Origin of the sequence: Paenibacillus brasilensis, from assembly GCF_009363115.1 — a bacterium.
Classification (GTDB): Bacteria; Bacillota; Bacilli; order Paenibacillales; family Paenibacillaceae; genus Paenibacillus; species Paenibacillus brasilensis.
The window spans coordinates 4,286,690-4,306,823 of sequence record NZ_CP045298.1 but is presented as its reverse complement, the minus strand read 5'-3'; the positions used below and the strand labels follow the sequence as shown (position 1 = coordinate 4,306,823).

Here is a 20,134-nt window from a genome sequence, read left to right as displayed (position 1 = left end):
TATGGTTTTATGTCCTTTCCTCCGTCAAGCCTAGAATAGCGTTCATGATATCCGTTTTTGTAACCCGTCCCACCAGTTCCTGATTTTGAGCTGTGGAGGTACATTGCTCGTCCAGAACCGGAAGGCAATTGACCTGATGACGGACCAGCCTTGATATGGCCTCCAGCAAAGAATCACCCGGAAGCAGCGTCGTCATTTGTGCCCGCCGCGTCATAGCCATGGTCACCGGGACGGTGTGAAGATCGGTATCCCCCAGCATGACCTTCAACAAATCCTTGCGGGTAACAATGCCGATGAGCTCCTGCTCCTCCCCTGTGACCATCAGCGTGCCTGTATTTTGCTGAAATAGCATTAACACCGCATCATAGGCGGTAGCATCGCCAGATATCAGGATCGGTTCACTAAGTATATCAGCGACAGTCAGCTTTTTCAGCATGCTGCCAACATGACTATCATATTTTGGGTACTGTCCTGGCAAGTATCCTACCTTGGGCTTGGCATCCACCAGGCCGAGCATAACGAGCAAAGCAAGATCAGAACGGAGAGTCGGTCGTGTCAACCCCAGCTCTTCAGCAATTTTATCCCCCGTAACAGGCGCCAGGCGCTGGACAATATTAACAATTTCACGCTGTCTTTCGGACAGTTGAATAATGATTACCTCCTTATAAAATGGGGTAGTATACATTATAGATAAACATAGATCGGCATGTTTCAGCAGTTTCCGACAATTCATCAAATTTTAATCATAGACCGCTTGTTTTCAAATTTAAAATGTGTCACAATTAAAAATGTAATACATACTAATTATAAGTTTAACGTGTGCAATAAGCTACATTTAAATATGCTTTATGCACATGTTTTGATATGTATTATGTAATATAAAACCCTGAGGAGGAAATCAAATGAAATTTTTCTTGGATACTGGTAACATTGAAGAAATCAAACGTATTGAACGTTTGGGCCTGGTTGATGGTGTAACAACGAACCCTTCGCTGATTGCCAAAGAAGGCCGAGTGTTCAAGGAAGTCATTCAGGAGATTTGCAGTATCGTTGAAGGCCCCGTAAGCGCTGAGGTTATTGGACTGAAAGCTGAAGATATGCTCAAGGAAGCTTATGACATTGCGAAATGGGCCCCTAACGTCGTGATCAAGCTGCCTATGACCGAAGACGGCTTGTACGCTTGCAACGAGTTGACCAAAAACGGAATCAAAACGAATGTAACACTGATTTTCTCCGCAGCTCAAGGTTTGATGGCTGCCAAAGCTGGTGCTACTTTTATCAGCCCATTCGTAGGACGGCTAGATGATATCGCTGTTGACGGTATGAAGCTGATTCGTGAGCTGAGACAAATTTTGGACATTCATGGCCTGAAATCCGAAATCATCGCGGCTTCGATCCGTAACATCAAGCATGTGGAAGATGCTGCTCTGGCTGGCGCCCATATCGCCACTATCCCAGGTTCCCTGCTTCCTTCCCTGTGGAAACACCCGCTGACAGACAGCGGTATTGAACGCTTCCTGAAGGACTGGGAAACTGTACCTAAGGCTTAATTCGCCATTCATGGCAAAACGATATTGCGTTACACAAACAGCCCGTATATTGCGGGCTGTTTTTTTGGCCTTGTATAAAGGCTGAACAACTTTTTTTGACAAAACAACTTGTTGACCATATAATTGTTTTGACAACTAATTAATTTCGAAATATATATTAAGGAAAAACAGAAAGAGGTTGCTTATGCATAACTTGCCTCCCGATTGTTCCATTGGCATGCTGCTGGGGATTACTCATCGCAAAATGAGTCAACAGCTCACACATCGCCTTAAACCGTATGATATTTCCCCAGAGCAATGGTCGGTTCTGTACCAAATCTATCAGGCCGAGGGTTTAAATCAGAAGGAAATTGCAGCCAAGGCCGTCAAGGATCAGCCTACCACAACCCGAATTATTGATTTGCTGGACAAGAAGGGCTGGGTACAGCGTGTGAATAGTCGACAGGATCGCCGGGCCTTTTTGCTTCACTTGACTGAGGCAGGCCGACAGCTTATTGAGAAGACACTTCCTGTCGAACGTGATGCCAACGAAGATTTTGTAAAGGGAATTTCTTCTGACGATTTGAAACTGTTCCGCCAAGCTCTTTTACAAATTCACTTCAACATAAGCGAATCAGAGAAACAAGGAGAGATCGATTAATATGCAACAAGGCAAGCAACCTTTTTGGACCAAGGAATTTATCGTTCTTACGGTTTCCAATCTATTTTTGTTTCTGGAATTACAAATGATCGTATCTTCCATTCCTTCCTATGTGAAAAATGCATTCCACGCCACCTCCATTCAGGTCAGTCTCGTTACGACACTGTTCGCTCTGAGCGCAATTGCTGCAAGGCTTTTTTCTGCCCGCATGCTGGAAAAAGGACACCGTAGCACTCTGATTTTCGTCGGACTACTGTTTGCTCTTGTAGGAACGCTGGGATACAGTGTATCACCGACGATTACAGTGCTTCTGCTCATGCGTATGCTGTTTGGGATCGGCTTCGGCATGAGCAGCACCGCCTTTCCAACGATGGCGTCTGACGTGATTCCATCCAAACGTCTTGGTGAAGGAATGGGATTTTTTAGTTTGTCCACCAGTTTGGCTATGTCCATTGGCCCGACCATAGGCATATCCATGCTGCAATACGGCAGCTTTAACCTGCTTGTATATTCGACAGCAGCCGTGATTATTGTTATTTTTCCACTGGCCTACTGGCTGGTTCGTACGCTGCCCAAAGGGCATATCGAACCGCCGATGGTTCCTTTGGAAGAGGGACGAAAACCGGCATTGAACCGCAAGTTATGGATTCCTGCCTTACTGAACATGCTGATGTCTATCACGTATGGCGGATTAATCGGCTTTATGGCGCTTTACGGGGATGAAGCCAATCTTTCGCACCCGGCCTACTTTTTCCTGTTCAATGCGATATCCGTGCTGGTCGTGCGTCCCTTCTCGGGCCGTATTTACGATAAAAAAGGGGCGAAAGCACTACTCATCCCTGGCTCCCTGTTTCTGATTGGCGGGCTGATCCTGCTTTCCTACGCTCACAGTGATGCCTTCATGTATCTGTCTGCTCTTTGCTACGGCATCGGTTTCGGTGTCATGCAACCGACCCTGCAAACCTGGATGATTCAGGTCGTATCTCCCAAGCAGAGGGGCATGGCAAACGGTATGTTTCTCAACTCCCTCGATTTCGGGGTTGCAGCCGGAGCACTTATCCTCGGCATTATCGCCAAAGCAAGTGATTATGCGTGGATGTACCGTCTTTCCTCGCTGTTTATTGTGCTGTTCTTGCTGATCTATGTCATTCAAATCATCGCAAGCCGCAAGTCTAAAACACATATACCTCTTGAGGGATAATGAAAAAGCATCCTATACCATGTTTCATGGTCCCGGGTGCTTTTTCATTTTGAAATCTATTTGTTTTTATTTCGCAGGAGTTTTGCGTCTTAGCTTGGATGAAAGCGGCTTTTCTTTTGAAACTCCTGTCAGCTCTTCGGTCGCTTTCCTACGATTAACGGATGGGTCATCCGCTGTTTCATCCTGCTCAGGTTTGACTGCCAGCAGCATCAACAGAGCAGCAATCCCTCCTACTCCGGCCATCACGCCAAAGAGCAGACCATGTCCGCTGCGGCCCTGCAGTAGGGATACAACTGGTGGACCTAGCGACACCCCAACAAAGCGCATGCTGCTGTACAAGGCAGTAATCGTTCCACGCTCTTCTTTTTCAATTCCCTTTGTAATCAAGGCATCCAAACAAGGCAGTGCTAGCCCAATTCCCCCGCCCCCTAGAGTAAACAAGCCGATCACCACATAGATATGTTCAAAAAATCCGAGAATAGCAAAGCTGATCGTCAATATTACCAAACCGCTCAAGCCAATCCATTTCATGCGCTTCTTATGCTTGCCAATGATCTTGCCCCCCAAATAGGAGCACAGACAAAGGGAAACCAGCGGGATGGCAAGCACAAAGCCTTTCCAGACTCCATGAAGGTTGTAACGACTTTCCAGTATGTCGGATAGGTAGAATAGAACGCCAAAAATGACGAACATACAAATGCCGCCCATGGCGAAAATGGCGTATAGCCAGCGTCCTTTTTCGGCAAGCACCTGCTTTACTTTTCCAGCAAACTCCCGAAACGTAATCGGTTGATTCTTACGCTTAGGCACATGGATCAGCCAAAGCACTAAAATAAGCGAAATCAGACAGAGGACCGGAATCACCGCCAGTGGTAAAAACCACAGAACTGCTCCCAATGCGGCACCGAGTATCGGACTTAACACTTTTCCGAATGTATTATAGGTCTCAACCACACCCAGGTTCTTGCTGGCCTCATTCTCGTCCTCGTACAGATCACCCACAAGCGGAATGACGATTGGAAAAGCTCCTGCCGCTCCCGCGCCCTGAAGCAGGCGACCTCCTATAATGGTCCAATACGCTGCCATATCTTGAAGCAGCCATGCTCCCGCTGCAGAAATCCCCCCTCCTATGACCGTCAGCACCAAACTGGGAACGATCACCGCTTTGCGTCCAAATCGGTCGGAGAGATAGCCTGCAATCGGAATCAGCAAAATAGCCACCACCGCATATACCGTAATCAACATGCTTATGCGAAAAGAATTGACATGCAGCTTACGTCCGATTTCCGGCAATACAGGAATCAGCATCGAATTACCCAGCGTCATCATCAGCGGGATGGAACCTAATGCAAGCAGAATTCCTTTATTTTGTTGCATCCCGTTACCACCTTTTTACAAGTAATAACATAGCTGTAGAGATTCTTGGAACAGGTATTATTGTGTTTACATAGGTGTAGATTTATGCAGCTATACCTTAAATCCTCCGACCCTTGCATTCAGGAGCTGCGACATATCCGCCAGCGTGTGAATGGATGATGCAATTTCCTCCATGGAAGCCTGTTGCTCCTCAGCCGCTGCGCTGACGCTCTGCGTTCCCCCTGCCGACCGCTCCGCAACCTCGCGAATACGTTCTACGGCTTCCACCATCCGTTCTGAGCTGCCCGACATCTGTTCCACAGACCGATTTACACCGTGAATCTGTTCGCTGACCTGATGAATGGAGCTTCCAATCTGACGAAATGCTGTTTCGGCGGATTGCATGACCTTTACGCCGGACTGCACTTCAACCGTCCCGCTCTGCATACTTGATGCCACATTTGCGACATGATCCTGAATATTTTGCACAAATTGTGTGATTTCCGCTGCTGAGACCGATACCTGCTCGGCCAACCTTCTCACCTCTGAAGCTACCACCGCAAATCCTCTGCCCTGCTCTCCCGCTCTTGCCGCTTCAATGGACGCGTTAAGCGCGAGCATTCCTGTCTGTTTGGCAATTCCGGTAATGACAGAACCGATCATTCCAATCTGTTCGGCCTGTTCACTAAGCAACCGTACAGCGCGTGCAGAGCTATCTACACTCTCGCTACTTTTTCCATCTGGCGCATGGCCTGACCTATAGATTGCTCCCCTGCTTCTGCATCTTTAGCAGCCGTATCAGACAACTCATACACCTGCTGGCTCGTCACTGCAATATGCTCCAGTTCATGGGCAAGCTCCCTAACAGTATCTGTGGTTCGTGTAATATCATCAACCTGATGCTCCATACCGGATGCAAGCTCTTCCATGACACCGGACGTATGACGATTGGCCTGGTTCATTTCCTCGGTGCTTACGCTAACCCGCTCGGCGGTCACGGTTAATGTACGCGCCGTCTCCTGAGCATCCACTATAATATTGCGAAATCCCTCGATAAGCTTATTGTAAGAGCTGGCAATCATGCCGATCTCGTCTTTGGACGTAATATCAAGTCGGCCTCGCAAATCCCCTCCGCCCTTCGACATTTCCAACAACTGCTCATTCATATGATGTAACGGACGAATGGAACGAATCAAAATGAGGGATTGTGCAACACTATAAATGATAATAAGAAATCCTACGATGCTCGTAATCAAGGTTGTGTTCGTCATCGTTCGGTGTGCCTGTTGTACTTTCGCCCCGACCATGTCATCCTGAGCTTTGACGAAGGCTATCACCTTTACATCAAGCTGCTTGCGCAAAACCCGTTCGTTTTCAAATTCATTTAGCAAATCGGAAAACGGCGGGAATGTGTCTCTTGTATTCCGATACCCGGCTGTAGTCACTAAGCTATGAACCTGGTTCATATAGCTATTGATCTCTGTCTTGAGATCAGCCATCTTTTTCTTCATATCCTCACTGTCTGTATTAAGCAAAGCTTCCGTCTCCTGAAGTAGCTTCACAATTTCACTCTGTTTCTTTTCGATCTCTTGCCCGTACTGCTCGTCCCGAGTCAGCAGATATCCCCGCTCATCATTGGATATCCCGTTCAACAAAAATTGTAGCGACTTTGAGTTATATGCAATCGTCTCCTCACGGTTTAAAATATCCTTGTACTCGTTCTCGCTATGTACGCTTAAAATGTAATTTGTCAGCAGCATGGCCGCAATCACACCTGGAATAAGTAGCGCGCTAAGAATCATCTTGGCCTTGATTGTTAAGTTCATAAATCGGTCCTCCAGTTATGTCTGAATAAAATGCCCAACTTATTATATATCGTTTAATTCAGCGTTTTTTTGAAGTTTTCAGACTTTTATTTGTCGGATGCAAATGTTTAAAATGATATACTATGTATTTGTATGCCATATGACATAAGCCTCAAGGAGGACCAGCATGAAAAGTTTAGAGCTTGCCACGCTTGTTCACGAGCTTCACGAGTTGGAAATCCGTAGTTGCCTGATTGAGCAACAGGGGAACTTGATATTGGAATACTATCGTGAGCCTGAAATCGCTAATGAACTTTATAAAATAAATTCCTGTACCAAAAGCGTGCTGTCAGCCTTAGTCAGTATCGCCATGGACCAGCACATCGTACCGCATTGGGACACGCCGATCCTCGAATTTTTCCCCAGGCTGACCGGGGACAATGATCCTCAAAAGCGTGATATTACGATTGAGCATCTGCTGACAATGTCCGCAGGCTTTAGCTGGACGGAATTTGGCGGACAAAATTCTTTTCCGACCATGAGCAAAACTTCAGATTGGGTGCAATTTGTACTTTCACAGCCACTATCAGACATGCCGGGTACAAAAATGGAGTACAGTTCTGGCTGTTCCCAGCTTTTGGCCACTATACTGCGTCATGCCTCCGGACAAAAGGTGGCTGAGTTTGCCGAGCAGCAATTATTCCAACCACTCGGTATCGAGAGCTACTATTGGGAAACCGACCCTCAGGGCACTCATACCGGAGGCTTTGGGCTACGCCTCAAGCCAATGGACATGCTCAAGTTCGGACGGCTCTATTTGAACGAAGGAAACTGGAAGGGGCGCCAGCTCATCCAAGCGGAGACAGTCCGCAATGCCACCCACCCATACCTTCCGGCTGCCAAACCACAAAAGGCATTTTACGGCTGGCACTGGTGGACCTCTTCCTTTTTGGACGATACAGGGTTAGACAAAACAGCAAAAAACACTGAAATAGCGTATTATTACGCACTCGGCTTTGGTGGCCAATATATTGTTGTCGTCCCGTCATATGAAATGGTAGTTGTCGTTACCGCTGATAAATTCAAAAAGAAACGAACCCCTGTAGATATTTTCCGGCAGTATATTGTACCGCTGCTGCTCCAGCAAGCATAGCCGGCAAAACAAAGTCATAATTGAAAATCCCCTTATAGCAACCCAAGAGCAAAAAAGGGCCTGCCCGTATAATCAGGCCAACCCTTTTCTGCAATCCAATCGCTATACTATGCAATTTTTACCCGTGAACGAGCACCTTTACCTATCCCAAGTGAATGACAAGCTCCTGATGTCCGCTGGAGGCAGGTGTAATGATTACACCCTGGTTCCCCGACCGACTGCTGCCACCTTCAACTTGAACAGCCTCGTTGACACCGCGCAGAACTAACGACCAAGGCTTAACAGCCCCCTCTGCCCTCACTGTAATGGTCAAATTCTTGCGGCTGGCAGTGACAATCAGTTCTTCTTGCCCTGACGTATTCACGATAACGGTCCGTGCCTGCTGATCCTCACCAAGCGCAAACAAATGGAGTGCCACTTGCTCCGCGTAATCATAATCCGGGCGGCTGTCCTCATGACCGATCGCGAGCAGCGTATTCGGCTTCACAAGTACAGGCAGGGTTGTAAAATCGTGATGCTCGTTGACCCAGCGTCCACCTGTTACGCTTTCATTCGTCAATAAGTTGGTCCACTGACCCTCTGGTACGTAATACTGCACGTCGCCTTCTTTATTAAAGATTGGAGCCACCAGGATGGAATCTCCCAGCATGTATTGCAGATCCAGCGTTGCACAGGTTGGGTCCTGCGGAAATTCCAAAACCATAGCCCGCATCATCGGCAGTCCTTTTACCGAGGACTCCACCGCCGACGAGTACAGGTACGGCATCAGCGAGCATTTGAGCTTGGTAAAGCTGCGCACTACGTCCACCGATTCTTCGTCGAACAGCCAAGGCACGCGGTACGACTCATTTCCGTGTAGACGGCTGTGAGAGGACAGAAGTCCAAACTGTACCCATCGTTTGTACACGTCCGGCGCAGCCGTTAGTTCAAAGCCGCTAATGTCATGGCTCCAGAAGCCAAAGCCGCTCAAACCAAGCGATAAGCCGCCCCGCAGTGATTCCGCCATCGACTCATACGTCGACGAGCAATCGCCGCCCCAGTGGATCGGAAACTGTTGTCCCCCGGCTGTAGCAGAACATGCAAACAACGCTGCTTCATTTTTCCCCAGCTTTTCCTCCAGTACATCAAAAACAGCCTTGTTGTACAAATAGGTGTAATAGTTATGCATTTTCACCGGGTCCGAGCCGTCATAATAGACGACATCCGTAGGAATACGCTCACCAAAGTCGGTTTTGAAGCAATCCACGCCCTGATCCAGCAGCACCTTCAGCTTATCCTGATACCAGGCCACCGCAGCCGGATTTGTAAAGTCAACCAGCCCCATTCCCGCCTGCCACATATCCCACTGCCAAACGCTGCCATCGGCGGTTTTGACCAGATAGCCGTGCTCCATGCCTTCATCGAACAAAATGGATTTTTCCGCAATATACGGGTTGATCCATGCACAAATTTTGAGGCCCTTCGCTTTCAATCGTTGCAGCATGCCTTCCGGGTCTGGAAACATATCTTGATCCCACTGGAAATCGCACCATTGGTATTCCTTCATCCAGAAGCAGTCAAAATGGAAGACCGAGAGTGGCAAATCCCGCTCAGCCATGCCGTCTACAAAATGGTTCACGGTTGCTTCATCATAATCTGTCGTGAAGAAGTCGTCAGCCACAAACCAAAGGTCCAGGCTGGTGGTAACGCAGGTTTTCCCGTCAGCCTGGTGTAATTATCCAGCACCTCTTTAGGATTGGCTCCGCCAATAATAAAATACTCTAACGATTCGCCGGAGACGCTAAACTGCACCTTCGAGACATTTTCCGATGCAATCTCATACGATACTTTTTCCGGGTGGTTCACGAACACACCATACCCTTTGTTGGATAGATAAAATGGAATATTTTTGCAGGCTTGTTCACTGCTCGTGCCGCCGTCTTCATTCCATATATCGACCACCTGTCCGTTTTTCACAAATGGAGTGAATCGCTCTCCGAGTCCGTAGATATACTCCCCGATGCCCAATTCCAGCTGCTCCCGGAAAAAAGGCTGATCCTGCGGGTCTGTAATATAGCCTGGTCCCCGGTGTCCACTGCCTGTGACTTTACGATCCTCGACATAAAAGCCTACGTCCCAGCTCTTTCCACGGCCGACTCGCACACTCAGATCGCCGCTTTTCAGCACTGCTGCGTCCTCACCCACCGTAATATCCACCTCTGTCGGCAAGGTGTGAATTTCAAAATCCGGCCCATGATGCAACCGCCCTTTATGATGGTTCAGACGCACCCGAATGACATTCGGCATGGGCGAGCTATAGGTCGCTTTCAGCAATGCTCCATTCAGCGTATCTCCTTTGTGCTCTATCCGGTGGGTCGCTGCATATACCGTCATGGAAGCATCGTCCGTCACGATATCACGGATTTCAGCAGGATTTTGTATTTCATAGCCCTTGCGAACCAACCAATAACCATCCGTAAATTTCATCTGTCTCTTCCTCCGTCTCGGTATTATATCCTTGATCTCAAATATGTCTGTTGGATTTTTTTGAAATCCTTACTATAATAATATTGATTCATGTAAGGGTTTACTTCTTTTATTTTGACGTTTTTTATCAATATTTTGATATTTACTATACAAATCAAATTGCAGAAAAGAGGTCGTTAAATTGCAAAGGGAAATGCTGCGGGAAAACCGCATTCACGGCAATTCCATGTATCCAGTCAGCGTGTATCCGAGTGTAGAGCAGTTGAATGGAAATAGTATACTGGAGTCCCATTGGCATGAGGAGATGGAGTTTATTATCGTGGAGCAGGGGGCGCTGTTTTTCAGACGGATATGATTTATACGGAGGTTTGTGAAGGCGAGGCTCTTTTTGTCAATAGTGGCGAGCTTCACGCCGGATATTTGAAAAAAAGTCCCCGCTGTGTATTCTCTGCTGTAGTGTTTCACCCAGACTTGCTGCACAGCCGTACACAGGATACCGTGCAGACGCAGTTCATTGATCCATTGATCAGCAAAAAGCTCGTCCCTCCTGCCCATATTCGTGGCGTGCAGCCTTGGGAGCAGGAGGTGCTGACCGCGTTGCGGCGCATCATCACCAGCCATGAGCAGAACACACCTGCCCGTGAGCTGACGACCAAAGCACAGCTCTATGGCATAATCGCCAGCCTGTATCCACATATGAAACCCGCTAACGGAGCGGACGTCATTATGGCGGGGCAACGCAGCAAGGTCGAACAGATCAAAAAAGCACTGGCGTACATCAACAGCCATGCCCATGAACCCATTCGGCTGCGTGAGGTCGCCGATGAGATCGGGATGAGTGAGGGGCATTTTTGCCGTTTTTTTAAGCAGATGGTTCAGAAAAGCCCGGTTGAATATATCAACTATCATCGGATTCAGAAAGCTTGCAGGTTGCTGGAGCAAAGTGACCGCAAAGTAGTTGATATCGCGCTGGATGTTGGCTTTGACAATCTAAGCTATTTTATTGCGACCTTTAAAAAATGGAACGGCCTGACTCCTTCGCAGTACCGCAAGCAGCACGAAGCAGATCAGGCGCTTGCTGTCCCTTATATAACAGACTGAAATGCTTAATCAGACCGAATTGATGAAAATATCTAAATTGCCTGCTAAGCAATTCATTTATTTTTTTGGCTTTATAAATATTAGAACTATTTTTCATCTCTTAACATAATAAAATATATAGCCTCCTACTCCTCCTAAAACAGAGGGGATTAACCACCCTAACCCTACATCATAGAATGGAAGAAGCTGCGTGAAAAAGTCATTAATTACTTTAATTTTTATTCCAGCAGCATTCAAGCCATCAAATAGACTAATGATAAAAGTTAATATCAAACTGCCTTGATATACTTCTGACTTTCCTTTAAATACGGGATGTAAAAACGTTAAAAATATTAGAGAAATAGCAATAGGATATATTGCCATCAATACTGGCGTTGAAACCTTAATGAGCTGTGTTAAACCCATGTTGGCTACAAGGGTACTAAATATAGATAATATGACAGCTATTCTTTTATAAGAGATTTTTGGAAATAATCCATGGAAAAAGGAAGAGCAGGCAGTAATAAGCCCCACACTTGTCGTTAAACACGCTATTGTAATCATTAAGCCCAATAAAATAGAACCGTAAGATCCAAAATAATAGGATGAAACCTTGGCTAACACCTCAGCGCCATTTCCTAAAACACCTAATTTCTCAACACTAGAAGCGCCCATATACGAAAGAGACGTATAGATAAAAGCTAAGAGTATAACCGCAATAGTTATCGCTTTGGCACAAATGATCATCAACTCTTTTTTAGTAGTAACTCCTCTTTCCTTAATTGCATTCACAATGATAATTCCAAAAATAAAGGCTCCAAGAGCATCCAATGTTAAATAACCCTCTTGGAAGCCTTTGAAAAAGACATGCGATGTATAACCCTCAGCAGGTTCCTGGAATTTTCCTATTGGGTGAATAAGAGATACAACCACAAGTAATCCAATGAAGGTCAATTTAATGGGTGTTAGAAACTTTCCGATTACATCAATAATTTTTGTAGGGTTAAGTGATAACAAGCATGCAACTCCAAAAAAAAGGATAGTAAATACAAAAAGTGCGACAGGATGATCTGCATCGTTTGAAAAAAAAGGGCTTACTCCAATTTCAAATGACACGCTACCAGTTCTAGGAATTGCATATAAAGGGCCGATGGCTAGATACAGGATCGTTGTAAAAACAATACCGAATACGGGATGTACACGACTCGCTAAAGTTTGCAAATCGCTTTTGCCCGAAAAAACAAAGGCTGTGACGGCTAGTAACGGTAAGCCAACTCCGGTAACCAAGAAGCCCGCATTGGCTATCCATACATTCTTTCCAGCCATTTGACCAAGCATAGGTGGAAAGATTAGATTCCCTGCACCAAAAAATAAAGCAAATAGCATTGATCCTATAATGATAATAAAGGACGTAGAAACACTTTTCGACATAATAAATCCTCCAACTACGAACTCACAACGTTTTGTTTTGATTCGTTTTCTTTTAATTTTGTATAGTATATGTTAATAGGGACGTAACCAATTGTTGCGAGCAATTTTAATAGCACTCAACCTGTTCCTTTAGGATGAGTGAGTTTCGTCTAACCCATCATTACACAATACTCTATATATGGTCACTGTTTCAAGTAACTTTGTACTTGCAAAATGAATTACCTCATACCCTTGCTGCTTCTATACTCGCATTTAGTGAAAGCAAGTTGGTTCGGGTGCTATATCACTGATCATAGCTTCTCGCTAAAAGCGATATTATTCATCGAAACCTCAACCGGAAAATTCGTCTTCAAAAGATAAAAGACGAATTCCCAGCTGAACATAAACAGCATAGGAACCCGTCTTGTTTAAAGCACCACAGGCTAAACTTTTAAATTTACATAGAAAGAGGTGTGGGTGTTTATTTTTCCATCTGTAGTATTTCTGATTCATAAGACTGGAAAGCATTTTCCATGCCCATTATCACATTCTTAATCTTCATGTACCCCTTGGTATACGGCTGGGAGTCACGAATTTCTTCCCACATATAGTGATACTGCTTCATATCTTCCGTTTCGCATATAACAAAATCAGTATAATCCTTGCCCGGCAGCGCTTCTGCATCAAAAAAACGAACCTGAACATGCTCGCTGTATTTTTGAATGGTAGCTTGCAAGGCCCCCGCATGTTTGCGACGTTCTTCCCGAGGCAAAGCCAACCAGGAAGGATAAAATTCCAATAATACAATCATCATATACCGCATATACCTGTCTCCTTTTTAGTGAAGCTTGTATGAATTTATCGTTATTGTACGCTGCTTGTCTGCAAAGCCGCATTAACATAGGTTAATACGGATCGCTGCGCAGCAAACGACTAAGGGATACAGGGGATATACCTATGTAAGAAGCGATATGATATTGTGCAATTCGCTTGTCCAATCCGGGGTATTTGAGAAGAAAGGCGTGATAACGTTCCTTAGCAGAAAGATACAATAATTCGCGTTCCCGTTCCTCTTTGCGAATGTACAGCCTCTCCACACTCTTGCGAACGAATCTTTCCCACATATGGCTTGTATCCATAAGCTCCTTCAACACGAGATATGGAATTTCAATGACTACCGAATCCTCCATAGCCTCGATTGTAAAGGTCGACGCTTCTCCTGTGACCATCGCCCCGTAAGAGGTTACGTAATCATCTTCAGGCGAAAAACCAACATTATATTCTCTGCCATCCGCCAATGTATAGAACAAACGGAATAATCCTTCTACACAAAAATAAGCATGCTGCACAGGTTCACCCGTTTCGATAAGATACGTTCCCTGCTGTACATGCCTCACATCGGTTCGTTCTACAAATCTATCCCAATCCTGATCTATAATCGAGGCTTGATGAGCCATTTTTTCTAATGAACGATAATAGGGATGCATCTGCTCACCGCTCCTCGAGCATTTATTAAGGAATCGAAGACTTTATATACAGAAAATAGGGGCTATCCCCTGGGTCTTTGGACCTTGTGGGACAACCCCCGGCTACGTGTTCTATCAGGCTTCCGCTGCATCCTCTTCCACGAAAAGAGATACTTTGCGGATACCATCCGCTCCAATCACGACAAGCCCCTGATCCGACAAGCGAATTTCAGGGATGACGACCAGCGCGAGCAGCGACAGTGTCATCAGCGCGTTGTTCAGCATGCAGCCGGATTGCTGAAGTGCCCGGCTGATACTCTCGGACTGCGCAGCCACCTCTGCAAACAGGGCCGGGGACATCAGGCCCGCGATCGGCAGCGGGAAGCGCGTCTCGCCCGAGGCGGATACAACCACCACGCCACCACGCATGGCGACGGCCTGCTTTGCCGCCTGGGTCATTAGCTCGTCATCGTTACCAATGACGAGCAGATTGTGACTGTCATGCGCCACGGTCATGGCTATCGCGGCCGGCTCGGTGAAGCCGACGCCTGTCACGAGCGCCACCGCGTGGCTGCCACTGGCGTGATGCCGCTCGAAAACGGCTATTTTGCACAAATCCTGCGCGGGATCTGCCGTGACTTCGCCTCCACGGATCGGAACGGTCATTCGTACTTCCTTCGTGTCCACGTGATTTTCCGTGACACGAATCACCCGTACAGGTACATTCCCCTCCTGTACTGGAGCCGCAATGCGGAAATCCGCAGCACTCAGCTCGTGTCCCAGACGGACCGTGTCCATCACTTCCGCGGGATACACGAAGCCCTCCCAGTCAGCGACCATTCGGCCGTACTCAGCCACCAGCTGGCCTGCTGCAATGGTCGCCGTCACGTTCACCTCGGCCAGTCGGCCCTCCAACAGAATAATGTCTGCAATCGCACCGGGGATAATCGAGCCGATATCCCGGGCTACACCGAAGCGTTCTGCCGTATTCAGCGTAGCCATTTGAAACGCAGTTATGGGCTTAACGCCCTGCGCAATGGCATGACGCACGACAAAATCCATCTGCCCCTCATGGAGCAGGGACTCCGCGCTGCGATCATCCGTCACCAGCATCATGCGGCGCGTATCGAGGCCCATTTCCGTGCTGGCGCGAATTGTCTCGGCCACATCATGCCATGCGGAGCCTTGCCGCATTTTGGCATACATGCCGAGCCGAATACGCTCGGCTACATCCTCGGGCGTGACACATTCGTGGTCGCCCGTAATTCCCGCGGCTGCATAGACCGGCAGCCGCCAATCATCGGAGGCCCATGTAAAATGGCCGTCCGCTACCTTGCCCGCGCGCAGCGTGGCCTGAATTTCCCCGATCATCACATCGTCTCCATAGACGACGCCAGGGAAATTCATGACTTCGCCAAGTCCGATCATATCCGGGCCCCAGCTTAACGCCTCTGCGACTTCCGCCGGGCCGAAGGAGGCACCTGTCGTTTCCAGCTCCGGCCCGGTGGACGGCACGCAGGAAGCCACTTGCATGTAAGCAGCCAGCGGCGTGGTGCGCGCTTCGTCAAGCATCAGACGAAGCCCTTTTAGACCCAGTACATTGGAAATTTCATGCGGATCAAAAAATCCGCCCGTCACCCCAAGCGGCAGGACAGCCTTCGCGAACTCAGTTACGGTGAGCTGCGTGCTTTCGATGTGACAATGTCCATCCAGTAATCCGGGTGCCATATAACGGCCTTCCGCTTCAATGATTACAGTGTCGTCGCCGATCGTATGACTGACGTCCCGACCGACGTATGCAATACGAGAACCTTGCACAGCAATAGACATGTCCGGCAGCAACTCGCCCGATACCACATTCACCAGCGTTCCTCCGCGGATAACCAGTGATGCCTTGCGTTCTCCTCTAGCTGTAGCCACCAGTTCGGGTACACAGTCCGCCAGCGGCGGGCGTTGAAATACACTCTTCATGTCCATTACGTTTGTTACCTCCGTTTTTGCTTCTTACCTGATTTGCTTATTTGCTTATGTTACTGGAATACGCTCCATAATGCTAGTCGGTCCTCGATGAATCCAGGCAGCGCGTAATATTTTACAGGCTCACTTCTCTTCTTCCAATGTGTACATATACGTATTCGATGCCTGCGAGCTTACAAAGGGTGTAATCTCGCCCAGTGTATAGACATGCAGCAAGTGCATCGCTCGCGTACAGGCAGTGTAGAACAGCTTGCGTTCACTTTCACGTCGATATTGCTCAGCCGATCCGTCATAGATCAGGACCGCATCAAACTCCACGCCTTTTGCCAGATAAGCAGGGATGATATGAATCCCCTTTTCAAAGGCAGGAGTTGTTTTCTTGATCAATTTTGGCTTCACTGGCAATCGTCCTTCCAGCGCCTCGTGGGCTGCTGCGCTTTCACCGGCATTTTTACAGATGACTGCAATGGATTCATAGCCTTCCGCCAACAATTCCGTGATATTCCCGACAATCCGTTGATGCAATTGTTCACGCGAATGCACCTCGGTTACATGCGGCTTCTCACCCTTACGATTGAACGGTATGATATGCTCGCCCCCAGCTACCATCCCGCGGGTAAACTCCACAATTTCCTGTGTGGAGCGATAGCTGCGTGTGAGGGAAATCATCTCGGTTTGTTCTGCTCCATACAGGTCATACAATGGTTCTGCATCCTGAAGCACCGAGGCATGGGCATAGATCGCCTGATTAAAATCACCCAATGCCGTCATTTTAGCCTGTGGAAACAAGCGTTTGAAAAAAGCGAGCTGGAAGGGTGAATAGTCCTGTGCCTCATCAATAAACACATGACGGATGTTGCTATTGGAACGGAAGCCAAGCATCAGCTCGCGCAGGTATAAAAAGGGCGTCACATCCTCGTACGCCAGTTCCCCGGCCTGAATACGCTCCAGCGTTTGCCGACTAATTTCACTCCAGCTGCCAGGCAGCTCTGCGTGATCTGCCAGTTGGCCGAGCAGCGTCTCATTCAGGAACAGCTCTCCGTATAAACGGGTGGTGTCTACAAAACGAACCGCCTTGATCCATTTGCGCAAGGGCTTCAAGCGGTCACTAACCACCATGCGCGCCAATATTTCCCGCTCACGTGTAAAATCGTCGAACGTATCGCCCTTGTTCTTCGATTTACGGCGCATGCGATTATATGCACGCTGATAATCCTCCGGCTCCATCAAATCCATCTGCTGGTCCACCCATGGGGCGGAGCATTCCTCCTTACCGAAGCGGGCCAGCTCCTTGAGCATCCATTCCCTTAGCAGCTCCAGACGGTTCGCCAGCCGCACAGCAGGGTCAAACTCATAAAACTTACGGGCCATCTGCTCTACCGAAATCACCTCGCGCCCCTGGAAGCGAACGGGTTTAAAATGCATTCCTTCTTGTTCCAAATATGCCTTGTAGCCTGTAATTACACGCAAAAACGTCTTGGATGACTTGAAGCGAATACCTTCCATTCTCGCATCATACCCAGGCTGTGACGATGCCGAAAGCACATATTCCAGCTGCTCAAAAGGATCTTCCAGCTGAAACTCCCGGCCCAGGCGCCGCTCCAAATATTCCTGAAAGGTAGCCTGAAGCATATTTTCCTCGCCCAGTTCAGGCAATACCGTCGAAACATAGCTGTTAAACATCGGGTTGGGCGAAAATAGCACGACCTGATCCGCCCGCAAGCGATCACGGTACTTATACAGCAAATACGCCACTCTCTGGAGCGCAGCCGACGTTTTGCCGCTTCCTGCCGCCCCCTGCACGATGAGCATCCGGCTTCGATCATCACGGATAATGCGATTCTGCTCTTTTTGAATGGTAGCAACAATACTCTTCATTTGGGCATCCGAGCTTCGACTCAATACCGCCTGAAGGAGCTCGTCTCCAATCGTTACCCCTGTATCGAACATAAAACGAATCTGTCCATCACGGATCGAAAATTGGCGCTTGAGCGTCAGTTCTCCTTCCATCTCACCTGCCGGCGTTTTATAAGCAGCGGGACCCGGCATATGATCATAATAGAGATTGGAAATAGGCGCACGCCAGTCGTAGATCAGAAATTCCTCGTCCTGATTATCCAACAGGGAGGCGATCCCGAGATAAACACGTTCTGCGGGGTGACCTTGCTCAGCAAAATCAATACGTGCAAAATAGGGTGATTCGAGCAGCTTTTTTAACCGCCCTAGCGCCTCAGTAGAATGCTTGTGTCTGCGCTCCCGTTCGGACAAAATCTCAGACTGCTGACGCAAGCTGGTAGACGTCTCGCCCACATCATCCGCTTCACTGAAATTGATCGTTACCTCATCCCAAAAATCTTTCCGCATATCTACGACATCTCCGCGCACAGAGCCAACCTCGGTCTCCAGCTTCCGAATACGCCCACTAATGACTGCGGTCACATCCTCTACTCTTCGTTGCTCCTCATTCCATTGCTGCTCAGTAGCCATTGGCGTCACTCCTGTTCCGTTTCCTCCTGCTCCCGCAGGGCTCCCTTGCATCAAACTATGCATTATTATGGACTTAGGCATACCTACGGCATCCCTCTGATCCGAGAAAATTGACTAACCCTTTGAAGTATGCTATACTGTCATAAGAAGTGTAGTACACAATTTGCAATCATGGTTTTATCCTAAACATAGCATTCTATATTGTAGCAAGTTCAGTCCCTGTTCGCAACCAGCGGGCTTTTTTTGTATTCTTTTTATAGAGTTTGATAAGCTCGTGTAGTCGTTTCTTCAATAGCTGAATTCATTACATAAAAAAGCGACCGTTCATCTGATTGATGCATACGGTCGCTTTTGCTTTTTGAGTTATTCGTAATCGCTATTTGCTCTCTTCCACAGGATGAATATGATCGGCCAGTCTGCTCAACCGCTCCAGCTGGTGACCATAATCGTACATGGCCGCAGCCACAATGGAGAGACGCAGCATCCCCTCCTGGCAATGGTCAAAACGTGTAATCGCATGCTTCATAAATTCACTGTTCGCCTGCTGGAATATTTCACTCTCATCCTCGTTCGGCTTTAGCTTGTTTTCGAATTTCAGCAGCGCGTGTTCATGAAACCGGATCAGCAGCTCCAGATGATGATCAAAAAATGCATCTGTTCCCTCCGGTCGTAACGATTGGAAATAATGCCTTTCCACCGCATCCAGTACCTCGTACCCCTTGTGCAAGCTTTCGAGCATTTGCTTGTATACTACCATCTGTCTTGTCTGACTGAATCGGGAGCGCTTGAGCTTCTTCTGCTCCTCCTCGAACAAATGATATTTATCCGACAGCGATTTAATAGCTCCCTCCAGATTCCCTTTTTCCTCTTTAAAGACAGACTCCTTAATTTCATCGGAAATGGCGGTACGCAGCAGCAAGGACATCGTGTTAAATACATTTTGAATCTGATTGATAAACTGTCTTTTCGGTTTCGGAGGAAACACCGTAATATTAATAACAAAAGCAGAAACAATCCCGATTAAAGTAAGCGCAAAACGGGTCACGGCAAATTTCCAGTCATCCGAGGCTTCCATGACAGAAACAACTGTAACCAGTGTTAGCCCTACTGTATCTGCCATATTTAATTTCAGACATATCATAAGTACCAGCACACATACCAACCCGACCGCAATCGGCTCATTCGAAAATACCATTCCGCCCAGCAACGCCATGATTGCACCTAGTGTGCTTGTTTGGAGTTGATCCAGAAAATAACGCCACGACCTATATATCGACGGTTGCATGGCAAAAATAGCGGCTATCGCTGCCCCCACAGGCGAATGGGTGTTCAAAAGCATGCTCAGAAAAAGGGCGAGCGTCACTGCGATCCCCGTTTTTAACACCCGTGCTCCAAAAGCCAAAGCCATCCCTCCTGCTTACCCTTCAAATTTATTCATACCGAATTACTATAATGAAATTTCAAAATAAAGTCTATGCCTTATTATTACCCAAAACACTCGGCGACAAGAAATATTTATGAAAATGCCTTGTCCGCGGGCCAA

12 protein-coding genes and 3 pseudogenes are annotated in these 20,134 nt (G+C 47.5%); 5 read left to right on the top strand and 10 right to left on the bottom strand.

Annotated elements, in window-relative coordinates:
• Positions 1–7: 7 nt before the first annotated feature.
• Complete coding sequence (locus GCU48_RS20530) at positions 8–718, bottom strand: CBS domain-containing protein (RefSeq protein WP_152382218.1); 711 nt, start codon at positions 716–718, stop codon at positions 8–10.
• A gap of 184 nt (positions 719–902) precedes the next feature.
• Here GCU48_RS20530 and fsa point away from each other — a divergent pair, with 184 nt between their 5' ends.
• The 3 genes from fsa to GCU48_RS20515 all read left to right on the top strand — a co-directional run bounded on the left by fsa (position 903) and on the right by GCU48_RS20515 (position 3,391).
• Positions 903–1,550 carry a fructose-6-phosphate aldolase gene (fsa, locus tag GCU48_RS20525; protein ID WP_025719599.1) on the top strand — a complete coding sequence of 216 codons (648 nt, stop codon included), beginning with the start codon at positions 903–905 and terminating at the stop codon, positions 1,548–1,550.
• 184 nt (positions 1,551–1,734) lie between these two features.
• Positions 1,735–2,190: a MarR family winged helix-turn-helix transcriptional regulator gene (locus GCU48_RS20520; protein WP_152381283.1), complete on the top strand. Its 456-nt coding sequence runs from the start codon at positions 1,735–1,737 to the stop codon at positions 2,188–2,190.
• Position 2,191: 1 nt separating this feature from the next.
• Complete coding sequence (locus tag GCU48_RS20515) at positions 2,192–3,391, top strand: MFS transporter (protein WP_152381282.1); 1,200 nt, start codon at positions 2,192–2,194, stop codon at positions 3,389–3,391.
• 66 nt (positions 3,392–3,457) lie between these two features.
• Here the strand turns inward: GCU48_RS20515 and GCU48_RS20510 are convergent, their stop codons facing one another.
• Both GCU48_RS20510 and GCU48_RS29340 read right to left on the bottom strand, forming a co-directional pair.
• Positions 3,458–4,768, bottom strand: coding sequence for an MFS transporter (locus GCU48_RS20510; RefSeq protein ID WP_152381281.1), 1,311 nt, complete (start codon positions 4,766–4,768; stop codon positions 3,458–3,460).
• Between the two features lie 90 nt (positions 4,769–4,858).
• Positions 4,859–6,573 (bottom strand): annotated as a pseudogene (locus GCU48_RS29340) (methyl-accepting chemotaxis protein).
• Positions 6,574–6,739: 166 nt separating this feature from the next.
• On the opposite strand from GCU48_RS29340, the gene GCU48_RS20500 reads away from it, so the two are divergent.
• Complete coding sequence (locus GCU48_RS20500) at positions 6,740–7,705, top strand: serine hydrolase domain-containing protein (protein ID WP_152381280.1); 966 nt, start codon at positions 6,740–6,742, stop codon at positions 7,703–7,705.
• A gap of 142 nt (positions 7,706–7,847) precedes the next feature.
• Here GCU48_RS20500 and yicI read toward each other — a convergent pair.
• Positions 7,848–10,171: pseudogene (yicI, locus tag GCU48_RS20495) on the bottom strand (alpha-xylosidase).
• 181 nt (positions 10,172–10,352) lie between these two features.
• On the opposite strand from yicI, the pseudogene GCU48_RS20490 reads away from it, so the two are divergent.
• A pseudogene (locus GCU48_RS20490) lies at positions 10,353–11,272 on the top strand (helix-turn-helix domain-containing protein).
• Positions 11,273–11,365: 93 nt separating this feature from the next.
• On the opposite strand, the gene brnQ reads toward GCU48_RS20490, so the two are convergent.
• The 6 genes from brnQ to GCU48_RS20460 form a co-directional block, all read right to left on the bottom strand.
• Positions 11,366–12,682: a branched-chain amino acid transport system II carrier protein gene (brnQ, locus tag GCU48_RS20485; RefSeq protein WP_152381279.1), complete on the bottom strand. Its 1,317-nt coding sequence runs from the start codon at positions 12,680–12,682 to the stop codon at positions 11,366–11,368.
• Between the two features lie 460 nt (positions 12,683–13,142).
• Positions 13,143–13,484, bottom strand: coding sequence for a darcynin family protein (locus tag GCU48_RS20480; protein ID WP_025719616.1), 342 nt, complete (start codon positions 13,482–13,484; stop codon positions 13,143–13,145).
• Positions 13,485–13,566: 82 nt separating this feature from the next.
• The gene (locus tag GCU48_RS20475) at positions 13,567–14,148 is read right to left on the bottom strand and encodes a Crp/Fnr family transcriptional regulator (protein ID WP_152381278.1); all 582 of its coding nucleotides are present in this window, start codon (positions 14,146–14,148) and stop codon (positions 13,567–13,569) included.
• A 114-nt stretch (positions 14,149–14,262) separates the two neighbouring features.
• Entirely contained in the window at positions 14,263–16,104 is a 1,842-nt protein-coding gene (locus GCU48_RS20470; protein WP_152381277.1) for an adenine deaminase, read from the bottom strand.
• A 123-nt stretch (positions 16,105–16,227) separates the two neighbouring features.
• Positions 16,228–18,591, bottom strand: coding sequence for an RNA polymerase recycling motor HelD (gene helD, locus GCU48_RS20465; protein WP_152382217.1), 2,364 nt, complete (start codon positions 18,589–18,591; stop codon positions 16,228–16,230).
• A gap of 376 nt (positions 18,592–18,967) precedes the next feature.
• Positions 18,968–19,993 (bottom strand): FUSC family protein, encoded by a 1,026-nt coding sequence (locus GCU48_RS20460; RefSeq protein WP_025717205.1) that lies wholly within the window; start codon positions 19,991–19,993, stop codon positions 18,968–18,970.
• Positions 19,994–20,134: the final 141 nt, after the last annotated feature.

What these genes read in the sequence shown, in the direction of transcription:
- fsa (WP_025719599.1), top strand. Translation starts at nt 903, where the DNA reads ATGAAATTTTTCTTGGATACTGGTAACATTGAAGAAATCAAACGTATT.
- GCU48_RS20510 (WP_152381281.1), bottom strand. Translation starts at nt 4,768, where the DNA reads ATGCAACAAAATAAAGGAATTCTGCTTGCATTAGGTTCCATCCCGCTG.
- GCU48_RS20515 (WP_152381282.1), top strand. Translation starts at nt 2,192, where the DNA reads ATGCAACAAGGCAAGCAACCTTTTTGGACCAAGGAATTTATCGTTCTT.
- GCU48_RS20470 (WP_152381277.1), bottom strand. Translation starts at nt 16,104, where the DNA reads ATGGACATGAAGAGTGTATTTCAACGCCCGCCGCTGGCGGACTGTGTA.
- GCU48_RS20500 (WP_152381280.1), top strand. Translation starts at nt 6,740, where the DNA reads ATGAAAAGTTTAGAGCTTGCCACGCTTGTTCACGAGCTTCACGAGTTG.
- helD (WP_152382217.1), bottom strand. Translation starts at nt 18,591, where the DNA reads ATGGCTACTGAGCAGCAATGGAATGAGGAGCAACGAAGAGTAGAGGAT.
- GCU48_RS20520 (WP_152381283.1), top strand. Translation starts at nt 1,735, where the DNA reads ATGCATAACTTGCCTCCCGATTGTTCCATTGGCATGCTGCTGGGGATT.
- GCU48_RS20475 (WP_152381278.1), bottom strand. Translation starts at nt 14,148, where the DNA reads ATGCATCCCTATTATCGTTCATTAGAAAAAATGGCTCATCAAGCCTCG.
- GCU48_RS20480 (WP_025719616.1), bottom strand. Translation starts at nt 13,484, where the DNA reads ATGCGGTATATGATGATTGTATTATTGGAATTTTATCCTTCCTGGTTG.
- brnQ (WP_152381279.1), bottom strand. Translation starts at nt 12,682, where the DNA reads ATGTCGAAAAGTGTTTCTACGTCCTTTATTATCATTATAGGATCAATG.